At 32.1% G+C, this 13,281-nt stretch carries 11 protein-coding genes; 8 read left to right on the top strand and 3 right to left on the bottom strand.

The features are described 5' to 3' along the window. The first annotated feature begins 71 nt into the window (after positions 1-71). The 3 genes from rluF (at position 72) to B4G36_RS13575 (ending at position 4,354) form a co-directional block, all read left to right on the top strand. A complete protein-coding gene (gene rluF, locus B4G36_RS13585) occupies positions 72-986 on the top strand; it encodes a 23S rRNA pseudouridine(2604) synthase RluF (RefSeq protein WP_291064337.1) in 915 nt (304 codons plus the stop codon). 114 nt (positions 987-1,100) lie between these two features. Then, positions 1,101-3,545: an alpha/beta hydrolase family protein gene (locus B4G36_RS13580; protein WP_291064336.1), complete on the top strand. Its 2,445-nt coding sequence runs from the start codon at positions 1,101-1,103 to the stop codon at positions 3,543-3,545. A gap of 86 nt (positions 3,546-3,631) precedes the next feature. Beyond that, positions 3,632-4,354 carry a GLPGLI family protein gene (locus tag B4G36_RS13575; RefSeq protein ID WP_114998385.1) on the top strand — a complete coding sequence of 241 codons (723 nt, stop codon included), beginning with the start codon at positions 3,632-3,634 and terminating at the stop codon, positions 4,352-4,354. A gap of 54 nt (positions 4,355-4,408) precedes the next feature. Here the strand turns inward: B4G36_RS13575 and B4G36_RS13570 are convergent, their stop codons facing one another. The 3 genes from B4G36_RS13570 to B4G36_RS13560 are packed head-to-tail and all read right to left on the bottom strand — an operon-like array spanning position 4,409 to position 7,230. Further along, positions 4,409-5,353, bottom strand: coding sequence for a pseudouridine synthase (locus B4G36_RS13570; RefSeq protein WP_291064335.1), 945 nt, complete (start codon positions 5,351-5,353; stop codon positions 4,409-4,411). Positions 5,354-5,363: 10 nt separating this feature from the next. Next, the gene (locus tag B4G36_RS13565) at positions 5,364-6,287 is read right to left on the bottom strand and encodes a UbiA family prenyltransferase (protein ID WP_291064334.1); all 924 of its coding nucleotides are present in this window, start codon (positions 6,285-6,287) and stop codon (positions 5,364-5,366) included. 25 nt (positions 6,288-6,312) lie between these two features. Then, a complete protein-coding gene (locus B4G36_RS13560) occupies positions 6,313-7,230 on the bottom strand; it encodes a mevalonate kinase family protein (RefSeq protein WP_291064333.1) in 918 nt (305 codons plus the stop codon). Positions 7,231-7,473: 243 nt separating this feature from the next. Here B4G36_RS13560 and B4G36_RS13555 point away from each other — a divergent pair, with 243 nt between their 5' ends. From B4G36_RS13555 to bamA, 5 genes are all read left to right on the top strand, one after another. Continuing rightward, positions 7,474-8,130 (top strand): HPP family protein, encoded by a 657-nt coding sequence (locus B4G36_RS13555; protein WP_114998381.1) that lies wholly within the window; start codon positions 7,474-7,476, stop codon positions 8,128-8,130. Then, positions 8,130-9,014: an NAD kinase gene (locus tag B4G36_RS13550; protein WP_291064332.1), complete on the top strand. Its 885-nt coding sequence runs from the start codon at positions 8,130-8,132 to the stop codon at positions 9,012-9,014. The genes B4G36_RS13555 and B4G36_RS13550 overlap by 1 nt, the downstream gene beginning before the upstream one ends. 118 nt (positions 9,015-9,132) lie before the next feature. Then, positions 9,133-9,924, top strand: coding sequence for a DUF6089 family protein (locus tag B4G36_RS13545; RefSeq protein ID WP_291064331.1), 792 nt, complete (start codon positions 9,133-9,135; stop codon positions 9,922-9,924). 7 nt (positions 9,925-9,931) lie between these two features. Then, positions 9,932-10,681 (top strand): isoprenyl transferase, encoded by a 750-nt coding sequence (locus B4G36_RS13540; protein WP_291064330.1) that lies wholly within the window; start codon positions 9,932-9,934, stop codon positions 10,679-10,681. A 20-nt stretch (positions 10,682-10,701) separates the two neighbouring features. Next, positions 10,702-13,224, top strand: coding sequence for an outer membrane protein assembly factor BamA (gene bamA / locus B4G36_RS13535; RefSeq protein ID WP_291064329.1), 2,523 nt, complete (start codon positions 10,702-10,704; stop codon positions 13,222-13,224). Positions 13,225-13,281 lie beyond the last annotated feature (57 nt).

The raw sequence follows: 13,281 nt of genomic DNA, 5'->3' as shown, positions 1-13,281 counted from the left end.
ATCGTTTTGCAGAATGATAAAGAATTTTGTCAAAATATATTTCAAATCGATAAAAAACTATCTTTGCAAGTATGGAAGAAACTAATTTTTTGCGTTTAAACAAATATATTAGCGATAGTGGTTTTTGTTCGCGTCGCGAAGCAGATCAATACATCGAAAATCGTTTGGTACAAATTAATGGACGAGTTGCTAAAATTGGGCAATTTGTAGGACCAAATGATGTGGTGACTGTAAAAGGTGTCGAAATAGAACCGCGCGAAAAGGAGCATGCGGTTTATATTATGCTGAATAAACCTGTGGGCGTTACGTGTACAACAGATCCTACAGATCCAGATAATATTATCGATTTTCTTTCGTTTGGAGAACGAATTTTTCCGATTGGTCGTTTAGATAAAGATTCGCAAGGATTGATTTTATTGACAAGCGATGGCGATATTGTGAATAAGATTTTACGTGCAGGAAATAATCACGAAAAAGAATATATCGTAACCGTTGATAAACCAATTACGGATGAATTTTGCGAAAGAATGTCGAAAGGTGTTCCGATTCTTAACCAAGTTACGAAGAAATGTAAGATCGAAAAAATAAGTACAAATGTTTTCAAAATTACATTAATCCAAGGTTTGAATAGACAGATTCGTCGTATGTGCGAATATTTTGGATATGGTGTAAAAAAATTAGAACGTGTTCGAATTATGAATCTAACATTGAATGTAGGAATTGGTCAACACCGAGATTTAACAGCAGAAGAATTAGCAGAAATCAATCGCTTGACGAAAGATTCGGAAAAACACGAAGAAAAGAAACCAGCTTCAAAATCAAAAAAATCATCAACGAAAAAAACAAAAGAAATTTCTCTAGATTTTAAAGATTCGAAAGGAAAATCAATTAAAAAGCCAGTAAAAAAATCAACAACTCAAGCCAGAGTAGGAAAAAGTAAACCACCTACAAATACGAAAGGAGGTAAATTTGGTAAAAGAAGATAAAATCTAAAGACGAATATTTTTCGTCTTTTTTTATACATTTTGGTCAAAACTAACTTCTATCATATCATTTTACCAAAGATTCAATATCTTTATAAAGTAAAATCTTAAAAACACATGAAGAAAATTGTTTACTCGTTGCTTTTTATAGCGATGACTTTTGGTGCGTCGGTAAAAGCGCAAGAAAATGTTACTTATCAATTGCCTCCGCAAGAAATTTTACAATTGGCAGACGCGGATATGCCACCCTCAATTAGTACAGATCGCAAGGCAGAAAATGCATTTTTGTCTTATAGAAGTCGTTACAAAACGATTAATGAATTGTCAGAAAAAGAATTACGTTTAGCTGGATTACGAATTAATCCAGTGACAAATATTAATTCGCGTGAAACATTCAGTGAGAAAATTACTTATTTTGATCTGAAAACTTCAAAAGAAAAAACAATTGCTGGTTTACCTGCAAAAGGTCGTTTTTCTAATCAATCTTGGAATACTTCTCAATCGAAATTTGCCGTTACAAATACAACAAATAAAGGTGTAGAACTATGGATTGTTGACGTAAAAATGCAAGCTGCCACAAAAGTTTATGATGATAAATTAAACGCAAACTTAGGTCGTCCTTTCAATTGGATTTCAGATACAGAATTAATTGTGAATGTAATTCCAGCTTCTAAAAAAGCTTTGATTGATACGAAAGACGCAATTGCGACTGGACCTACAGTTTCTGTTGCTGATGGAAAAGAAGCGCAAAACAGAACCTATCAAGACTTATTGCAAAATAAAAATGATGAGTTTAACTTCGAACAATTAGCAATTTCTGAATTAGTAAAAGTTAATATCGAAACAGGTGCAAAATCGAAATGGAAAGATGCTGCGATGTACACGGATATTTCGACTTCTCCAGATGGACAATATGTTTTGGTAAACGAAATCAAAAAACCTTTTTCATATTTAGTAACGTACAATAGTTTTCCTTCAACTGATATTGTGTATGATATCAACGGAAAATTAATAAAAGAAGTAGATCATAAAGAGTTACAAGAAGTTGTTCCGAAAGGTTTTTCTTCGACGATTATGGGAAAAAGAGGTTTGAATTGGAGAGCAGATAAACCAAATACTTTATATTGGGTTGAAGCTTTAGATGGTGGTGATGCAAACAAGCCTGCGGAATATCGCGATGCGCTTTATCAAGTTGCTGCGCCTTTTACAGCGAACAAAGAGTTGTTGGTAAAAGTAAAAGATCGCTATAGAGGAGTGACTTGGGGGAATGATGAGGTTGCGATTGTGAGAGATGCTTGGTATAATACACGTAACGAAAGTAGTTATTTGTTCAATCCGTCAAATCCAGCTCAAGAACCAACACGTTTTTTTAGTAGAAATTCGCAAGATGCTTACAATAATCCTGGAAGTTTTGTAACTGAAATGAATGATTATGGTTACAATGTTTTAGCGATTAACAAAGGAAAATTGATGTTAGTTGGAGAAGGGGTTTCTGCTGATGGAATCTTACCTTTTGTTGATGATTTTGATATCAAAACGCAAAAAACTTCTCGTTTATGGAGAGCACAAAAATCAGATAAATTAGAAACAATTGCTCGTGTTATCGATCCGAAGAAAGGAATCATTTTAGAGCAAATTCAATCGAAAACAGATTATCCAAATTTATATGTTCGTAATATTTTTCAGAAAGGAGGAAAGCCAAAACAAGTGACGTTTACAAAAAATCCTTTTGAAGCAATGAACAAAGTTTCGAAAGAGTTAATTACGTACAAACGAGCTGATGGTGTAGAATTATCAGGAACTTTATACTTGCCACCAAATTATGATAAAACGAAAAAGGAAAAGTTACCAATGTTGATGTGGGCTTATCCTCGCGAGTTCAAAGATGCATCTACGGCAGGTCAGGTTACAACTTCTGAGAATAAATTTACTTCTCCTTCTTACGGAGGTCCTATTTATTGGGCGTTGAGAGGATATGCGGTATTAGATGATGCGGCTTTCCCAATTATTGGAGAAGGAAAAGAGGAGCCAAATGATACGTTCGTTCCTCAATTAGTTGCCAATGCAAAAGCAGCGATTGATGCAGTAGATAAATTAGGTTATATCGATCGTGAAAGAGTTGCGGTTGGTGGACATTCTTATGGTGCATTTATGACAGCGAATTTGTTAACGCATTCTAATTTATTTGCGGCAGGTATTGCACGTTCAGGTGCGTATAACCGTACATTGACGCCGTTTGGATTCCAGTCAGAACAACGTAATTATTGGGAAGCTCCAGATGTTTACAACACAATGGCGCCTTTCCAAAATGCAGATAAAATGAAAACACCATTGTTGTTAATTCATGGTGAAGCAGATAATAATACAGGAACTTTCCCGATGCAATCTGAGCGCTATTTCAATGCATTGAAAGGCTTGGGAGCTACAACTCGTTTGGTTTTATTACCAAAAGAATCTCACGGATATGCAGCTAGAGAAAATATTCTTCACATGTTGTGGGAACAAGATCAATGGTTAGAGAAATATGTGAAAAACAAAGGAAAAAATTCTGAAAAGAAATAATTCTAAATATTACAAAAGCGATTCAAAATTGAATCGCTTTTATTTATTGTAAATAATTATTATATTTAGTTCATAATTAATCAACTATGAAATTAAAAGCTTTACTCTTCTTTCTAATGATTTTTTCTCCATTTCTATTTGCTCAAAATTTGTGGAAAGTAGAATATGAAACCTATGATAAAATGTTTTTTGACGAAAAAGATCCTGTTTTTAAGGCAGAATTAGATAAAAACAATTCTACACCAAAATACTATCAATTACTTTTTAATGAAAATCAGTCGTTTTTTTCTGAAATTGTAAGAATTGATAATAGTCAAAATCAATCATCTATGTCGATGAGTACAATTGATGATAATATTTACATCGATTATAAAACTTCACAATATAAAATTGAAGGAAATTATGTGAACAAGAATATTTTAATAATAGATAATTTGCCTAAATACACTTGGACAATTAGTAGAGAATCAAAAGAAATTTTGGGAATTAAAGTAAAAAAAGCAATAACCGAATACAAAGATTCTAAGATAGAAGTTTGGTTTGCGCCAACTTTACAACCAAAAGGAGGACCAATATTTTTCAATGGGTTACCAGGTTTAATTTTAGAATTGAAAGCTGTAACAACAATGAAAGACGAAAGTTATGAAACGATTTTCAGAGCAATTAATATAAAAGAAGCATCTAAAAACGAAGTGATTAAAATTCCATCAAAAGGTCAGAAAATGACACAAATTGAGAAAGATGATTTTGTGAAAGAAGCAAATAAAAAGATGATGGAAGCTTATAATAACAAGGTTTCGAAAGATTAAAACATAAAAAAACCACTTCTAAAGAAGTGGTTTTTAAATTTTATAGCTGAGGTATTATAACATTTTCAAGAAGTTAACTTCTAATTCCGTTAATCTTCTAAAATCACCTCTTTGTAAAGTTTTCTTTGTAAGTCCTGCAAAAGAAACGCGGTCTAACGCTTCTACTTCGTATCCTTTTGTTTCGAAAATACGACGTACAACGCGGTTCCAACCAATATGTAATTCTACACCAACTTCATTTTTCGGTCTACCTTCGATAAAAGAAATTTCGTCAACAACTGCAATTCCTTCAGGAATTAAACGAACACCTTTTTTGATGTCAGCTAAATCATTTGCTGTTAACTTTTTGTCCAATGTAACGTGATATATTTTTTTGATATCATGACTTGGATGCGTTAATTTCTTAGTTAAATAACCATCGTTTGTAAACAATAAAACTCCTGTTGTTTGTCTATCCAAGCGTCCTACTGGGAAAATTCTCGCTGTAGTTGCTGTAGACATTAAGTCCATTACAGTTTTACGTCCTTTTTCATCATTTGATGTAGAGATAAACCCTTTTGGCTTATTCAACACAAAATATACATTTTTCTCTGAAGAGATTTTACGACCATCGAAACGAACTTCATCATCGGGTTGTACTTTATAACCCATTTCAGTAATCACTTGACCATTCACTGTAACGATTCCAGTTTTGATCAACTCGTCGGCCTCTCTTCTGGATGCAATCCCTGCATTCGCTACATATTTATTTAAACGAATAGTCCCGTCATCAACTGGTGCTTTTTTCAGTCTTTTAACAAATGGTTTTTCACCAGGTTTGTTAAACGGTTTCTTTGGTCCAAAACTTTTCTTTCCTTCTTCTGATGGTTTTTCACCAAAAGTTGGTTTTCCTTTCCCTGAAGATGGTTTAGAAGAAGAATTTCCTCTTGCTCCACCTTTTCCACGATTGTTCCCGCCTTGGGAATTTCTGTCGTTGGATTGATTTCGTCTGTTATTCATCTGAATTTGATTAATTTATGCGCTGATTAAAATTTTGCGCAATAGTTTGCAAAGTTAAGGGATTTATTTCGATTAATACGATACTAAATACACCCGCAACAATCATTCCCTTAAAAAAATAATGTAAAATCTTATATGCTTGTGTCGATTTTATTCTCCAAATGATAAATAAAATCACTGTGAAAGCGATATTCGCAGCAATAAAAAAGTACTTCATCGCACCAACATCATTTTTCATAATGATAATAATTCCAATGATTAATTCTGTAATAATTAAACATGAAATCAAAACTTTTGTAAAATCGATTCCATATTTAATTGGAATTGAATCATAATTATAAATCAAATCTGCTTTTTGAGAACTCAAATCTTTTACAATATCAGTAATCAATAATAAAATACTCAAGAAAGTAGCATGTAAAGCCAAATTGAACGTGAAATGATCAAAATAAACCAATAAGGCAAAAAATGGCATGACACGAATAACAACCAAGTAAAAGTTTTTGATCAATGCAAAACGATTGATTTTGTGACTATAAAACCAAACTAAAAATTGATAAACCAAAAAGAAAACGAAAACTTTCCACGAAATTAAAGCTGCAATAATCAACGCTAAAGCATTTAGAACAATGTAAACGGTTAGTTTGAAACCTTGCGAAACTTGTTTTTGAAGATAAACTTGTAAAGGACGTTTGAGTTCGTCTTTTTCTAAATCGTAAAAATTATTGATGATATATCCCGCAGCCACACAAAGTATCGAACAAAGAATAAGCCCGTCCAACTTTGGATTTGTCAACAATTGACGATGACCAACTTCTGGCGCAAAAATAAAAAGCGCAGCAAGATATTGTGCCAAAATAAGCACAATTAAATTATAGCCACGTACAACAGAAAATAATGCAAAAACTTTTAAGATTATTTTCTGAACGTTCATTGATTATATTTTTATAAATTATTTTTTAGAATTTGTAAATAACTTCGGTCTGGAAGTCTTTTAAGTAGCTTTTCGCTTTGTCATAATCTTGTGTAAAACCAAGAACATAACCGCCTCCGCCAGAACCACAAAGTTTTAGATAATACGTATCTGTATCAATTCCAGTTTTCCATGCGTTCACTAATTTTTGAGGAATCATAGGTCTAAAATGTTCATAACCCCAAGCTGACAATTTTTGAAGATTTGCAAAAAGTGGATTGTATTCACCTTTCACAAAGTTTTCTATACATGCGTTGTTGTATTTAATAAACTCTTCTTTCAATGTTTTACGGAAACCTTCTTTTTTCATTTTTTCAAAGAAAATATGAATCATTGGTGCCGTTTCTCCTGGTGTACCAGAATTGATTAAGAAAACAGCTCCTTTTCCGTCAGCATTTGCAGAAGGTAAACCAATTGTCGAGATATCATTTTTTGATTGAATTAACAAAGGAATATTCATATAACAAATCAAAGGATCAATTCCAGAACTTTTTCCATGAAAATGAGATTCTAAATTTCCGAAAAGCGCTTTTAATTCGCTGATTTTTTCTTTGTTTAGATTTTGATTGATATCAATTTTATTCAAGGCATATTTGTCATAAATAGCGGCAACCAAAGCGCCAGAACTACCTACACCATATCCTTGAGGAATGTTAGAATCGAAGTACATTCCGTTTGCAACATCTTCCGAAAAAGATTTTGTATCAAAAGTATCAGCAAAATTTTCTTCCAAAAATTTTGCATAATTTTTCAAGTGAGCATTTGATGATTCTGCTATTTCAGAAGGCTCAAATTTTAATGCACCTTGGTAAAAATTATAAGGAATTGTTAATCCTTTCGAGTTCTCAATAATTCCATATTCGCCAAAAAGTAAGATTTTGGCATAAAATAATGGGTTCTTCATTCAATGCTAAAATTGGTACTGCAAATCTACAAAATTTAAGCCATACTTTTTTGAATTTGAGGAAGAGTTTTGTTTTAAAAAATTGTAAATCAAATTATTTTTTGATTATTAGTAGATTTTGGAATATATTTTGACTAAATAATTTAAAATAAATTGGTTAAATTTCAATTAATAATCAATGATTTTAACCGAATTAGCATTAAAAATAGAGAATTAATGTATTAAAATATATAAATTTGTGCCATGTATATCACCGAATATCTATCGAATGAGATAAAACCAGGGAAAGTTAATTCTTCTCCAAGTCAGCTTTTAGAAGTTGTGCAAGAGAATAAATTGACGCATTTACCTTTGTTTAAAGGGTTGGATTTTGTTGGAAATATCTCGGAAGAAGATTTGATTGAATTATCAATTGATGATGAAAAAGTAGATTATACTTCATATTTGGAGAGTTTTTATCTTTCTGAATCGAGTACGCTTTTAGATGCAATTCAGATGATGTACACGAATCAGGCGAATATCTTACCGATTATTAACGAACAATCGCGTTATGTTGGTTTTATTACGGAAACGGATATTATCAACACGTTTGCAAATTTCCCTTTTGTCGCTGCACAAGGCGTTTCGATGTTAGTTTCGATTGCGGAAAAAGACTTGTCGATGACGGCGATTTCTAATATTATAGAAGTGAATAACGGAAAAATATTGGGAATGATGATTGTTGGAAATAAAGAAGATAGCGTTTATGTTTTGCTGAAATTTAGTTCATCAAACTTGTTAACAATTGGTGAAACATTTGAGCGATATGGATATCAAGTGATTCAAAAATTTTATAACGACGAAAAACAAGAACTTCTGCAAAGTCGTTATGCACAATTGTTAAAATACATGAATACCTAATGATAAAAGTTGCACTTTTTGGACAAAAAACAAGTACGTCTTTAACGGATATTATTCCACCATTTATTAATTATTTAATTCAGAACGAAATTGCTTTTTGTGTTGAGCAAAATTTTCTTCAAATCTTAAAAGAAACAACTGATTTTGAACCTGATAATGTAGAAACCTATACTTCTCATGATGATTTAGACAAATCGGTTAAATTCTTATTCAGTTTTGGTGGAGACGGAACAATTTTATCAGCAACTACAATTGTTAGGGATTCTAATATTCCAATTATTGGTGTAAATACGGGACGTTTAGGCTTTTTAGCAACAATTAATAAAAGTGTGTTATTGGAGCAAATGGATAGTTTTTTCAATGATGATTATAACATTATTCCACGAACTTTATTAACCGTTAAAAGAAGTGATGGTGTAGAAATTGAAAATAATTTTGCGATTAACGAAGTGACTGTAGTTCGCCGTGAAACAACGAGTATGATTACGGTTGATGCTTATTTAAACAATGAATTTTTAAATTCTTTTTGGTCTGATGGTTTGATTATTTCTACGCCAACAGGTTCTACAGGATATTCGTTAAGTTGTGGTGGACCAATTGTTCATCCGTCTAATCAAAATTTTGTCATCACCCCTGTTGCGCCACATAATCTAAATGTGCGTCCATTAGTTGTGTCAGAAAACGAAAAAATTGACTTAAAAATACGTAGTAGAGCTAATGAATATTTCCTTTCGTTAGATTCTCGTAACTTTCCTTTAACAACTGACGTGGAATTGACAATACAAAAAGCTGACTTCAAAATCTTAATCGTTGAAGCTATTGACGCGACTTATTTCACAACATTGAGAGAAAAAATGCTTTGGGGTTCAGATAAAAGGAATTAAAATTTACAATAAAACTTCTTAATTTTTGTTAAATCAGTTACGTTGAATTGACTTTTGTTTATATTTGTTCGAATTTAAAAGAAGATAAAAAGCAAAAGCCGAAAAAATAACACAACTTATGAGGAGATTATTTTTGTTTGTTTTTATATTATGTTTTTCGCAATTAACTTTTGCGCAAAGACATGAACTCGGAATTTTTGCTGGTGGAGCAAATGTGATTGGAGATGTTGGTAAAGCCAGTTATATCAATCCATTTCCTACGAAAACAGAACCAGGTGGGAAAATTTATTTACCAATTTCAATAGGAGCATTGTATCGTTTTAATATAAATCCGCAAATGGGTTTTAGAGCAAATATCTCTTATTCAAAAGTTGGTGCAAGTGACCACCGCTCGAAAGAATATTATAAATTAGAAAGAAATAAAAATTTTCGAAATAATATTGTAGAAGGATCTTTGATGTTTGAGTATAATTTCTTTAATATCAATGATGATCAAGAAAAAGCGCAATCACCTTATATTTTTGTAGGAGTTGGAGCTTTTTCTGCAAAAGGAAAAGAATATGATTATGATTCAACAGTTTCAACAGAATACCCAAGTGGAAAAATTATAAAAAAATCAAAATACAAAACCAATTTATCTCTTCCTTTTGGAGTAGGATATAAAGTAAGGTTTAATTACAGTTGGATTTTGTCTTTCGAAACAGGTATTCGTTATACAAGTGTCGATTATTTAGATTACAATGTAGGTGAATTTTCAACAAATTTTACTGAAGCAATAGATAATGGAGATTTATCTTCTGAAGAGTATAAAAAAAGAATATTTGGAAATACATCGAATAAAGATTGGTATGTATTAACAGGAATTTCCTTAACGTATAGTTTCGGACGACCTGCATGTTATTGCGATTAAAAATAAAATGAAAGACAGTTTAGAAGAACAAATAGATAAAAACAATCTACCTCATCACGTTGCAATCATAATGGATGGTAACGGAAGATGGGCGAAGAAGAACGGAAAGGAAAGAACTTTCGGACACAAAAATGCGTTGGGAGCTGTACGATCTTCAATAGAAACTTGTCGAAAATTAGGTATAAAACATCTTACACTTTACGCATTTTCTACTGAAAATTGGAACCGTCCAAAATTAGAAGTCAATGTTTTAATGACTTTATTAAGTTCTGCAATTAAGGACGAAATAAATGAATTACATAAAAATGGAGTTCGCTTGAATGTGATTGGAGATTTATCAAAATTACCAAAAAAAGCATTCAAAGATTTGACTCAAGCAATGGAAAAAACGAAAGACAACACAGATTTTGTTTTGACTTTAGCATTAAGTTATGGTTCGAAAGAAGAACTATTACACGCGATGAAATCTATTGCCAAAAAATACAAAGACGGAGAAATATCCGACAATGATTTTAATGAAGAATTAGTTCATCAAAACTTATATACACACGATTTACCAATGGTAGATCTTATGATTAGAACAAGTGGCGAAACCAGAATTAGTAATTTCTTGTTGTGGCAAATTGCTTACGCAGAATTATATTTTACAGAGGTTTTTTGGCCTGATTTTAACGAGGAAGAATTTTATAAAGCAATTTTAAATTACCAAAATCGAGAACGTAGATTTGGTAAGATAAGCGAGCAACTAACGAACTAATCGAACTGAAATAGAGGATTATGAAGAAAATTTTTTGGACAATGTGTATGCTTGGAGCTTACATGGCACAAGCGCAAGTCGTAGATTCTACGAAAACCATTGATTCAACACAACAAGATAATTTTGTCTTAGATTATACCAATGCACGAACTTTCAAACTGAAAGATATCGTTGTAACAGGAGATTCTAAATATTCTAAGAATCAAATTATCCGTTATGCAGGTTTTGCTATCGGTGAGGAGATAGAATTACCAGGTACGAAGGTAAATAATGCTGTAAAAAAATTATGGAGATCTAATATTTTCTCTGACATCGACTTGTATGTAGATAAAATAGAAGGTAACGAAGTAACATTAGAGCTTGCCTTGGTTTCAGTTCCTAGTTTAGGAGAAATTAAGATTAACGGCGTGAAAAAATCACAACGCGAAGATTTAATCAAACAAAATAAATTAAATCCAGGTGTTAAGATTACGCAAAGTTTAATCAATACGACAAATAATAAAATCAAAGATTATTATACTGGAAAAGGTTATCCTAATACAACAATTAATGTAGAACGTCAACCAATTGCTGGTAAAGAAGACGAAGAAAACATTACATTGAATGTTAATCGTGGAGAGCGTGTAAAGATCAAGAAAATCATTTTCGAAGGAAATGAAAACTTAACTGCTGCTCGTTTACGTAAAAAAGGGATGAAAAATACCAAACAGAAATCTATCAATATTTTCAAGTCATCTAAAATGATTCCTGAAAAATTCCAGGAAGATTTAAAAACTTTGGTTGATGAGTACAAATCTGTTGGTTTTAGAGATGCTAAAGTTGAGTCATACAACATCGAAAAAGTTGATGATAAAAACTTATTAGTTAAAATTAAAGTTAACGAAGGGAAACCATATTTCTTAGGAGATGTAACGTTTTCTGGAAACTCAATTTATACTTCTGAACAATTACAACGAATTTTTGGTTACAAAACAGGAGATCGTTACGATGCAGTAGGTATCAATAAAAAGATTTCTGGATCAGAAAAAGACGATGATATTTCTACGTTATATATGGATAGAGGGTATTTGTTTGCTCGTGCTATTCCTGTAGAAAAAAGTGTAAACAATGATACAATCGATCTTGAAATTAAAGTTTTCGAAGGTACACAAGCTACACTTAATAAAGTAACGATTAACGGTAATACAGAAGCACACGATCATATTTTATACCGTGAGTTAAGGACTAAACCAGGAGATTTATTCTCTAAATCGGACATTAAGCGTACGATGATGGAGTTAGCTTCTTTAGGATACTTAGAGCCAACGCAAATAGTTCCAGATATTCAACCAAATCAAGATAATAATACAGTTGATGTGGAGTGGAAAGTTGCGCCAAAATCATCTTCTCAAGTAGAATTACAAGGAGGATATGGTGCAGGGACTTTCATTGGTACATTAGGATTAACTTTTGGAAACTTCTCATTGAAGAATTTTTTCAATAAAAAAGCTTGGAAACCAATTCCAATGGGAGATGGACAACAATTATCATTAAGAGCACAAGCTGGTAACGGATATAAAAATTATAGTTTATCATTTGTTGAACCTTGGATTGGAGGAAAACGCCCTACAGCTTTATCAACGTCTTTTTATTATTCGCAATATGATTACCGTGATAATTATGGAGAAAAAGCGAAATTGGATATCTTAGGAGCTTCAGTTGGGTTAACTAAGTTATTAACTTGGCCAGATGATTATTTCCGTTTATCAAACTCAATTTCTTATCAGTTATATAACTTCGATAATTATGCGATGTCTGTTGGTAATATGCAATATGAAAATGGTTCGTCAAACAACTTAAACTACACATTAGGTTTAACACGTAATTCTGCTGGACCAGACCCTATTTTCCCACAATCAGGATCAGAAATTAGTTTATCGTTTACGACAACATTTCCTTATTCAGCTTTTAATAACAAAGACTATACAAACATGTCTGACGTAGAAAAATTCAAATGGTTAGAATATTATAAATTCAAAGCTAAAGCATATTTCTACAAAGAATTAACGGGTAAATTAGTTTTAAAAGCGGGTGGAGAATTTGGAGTTTTAGGAACATATAACCGTAAAATTGGAACAATTCCTTTCGAACGTTTTTACTTAGGAGGAACAGGTCTTACACAAAATCGTTTCGATGGACGTGAGATTATTTCATTAAGAGGTTACGAAGATGCAACAAATTCTGGTGGACAAACAGGAGATATTACGCCAGAAGGAGGTGGAACAATTTATAATAAATATTCATTAGAATTGCGTTATCCAATCACAATGAGCCAAACAGCCAAAATTTATGCATTAACTTTTGCAGAAGGAGGTAATGTTTGGAACAATACAAGTGAATTTAAACCGTTTGAATTAAAACGTTCTGCAGGGGCAGGTGTTCGTATTTACATGCCAGCATTTGGTTTATTAGGATTCGATTTCGGATATGGATTCGATAAAGGATTTGGACAAACAGAACGCTCAGGATGGCAAACTCACTTTATTATTGGACAACAATTCTAATAAATTGATTAATTTTGCTTAGAACGTTTTGGCATAATTTTAGAATTAACACATCAC

This window comes from Empedobacter sp. UBA3239, from assembly GCF_002362875.1.
GTDB lineage: Bacteria > Bacteroidota > Bacteroidia > Flavobacteriales > Weeksellaceae > Empedobacter > Empedobacter falsenii_B.
Note: the sequence above shows the minus strand (reverse complement) of the source record. Positions and strands in the feature narration are given on the sequence as shown.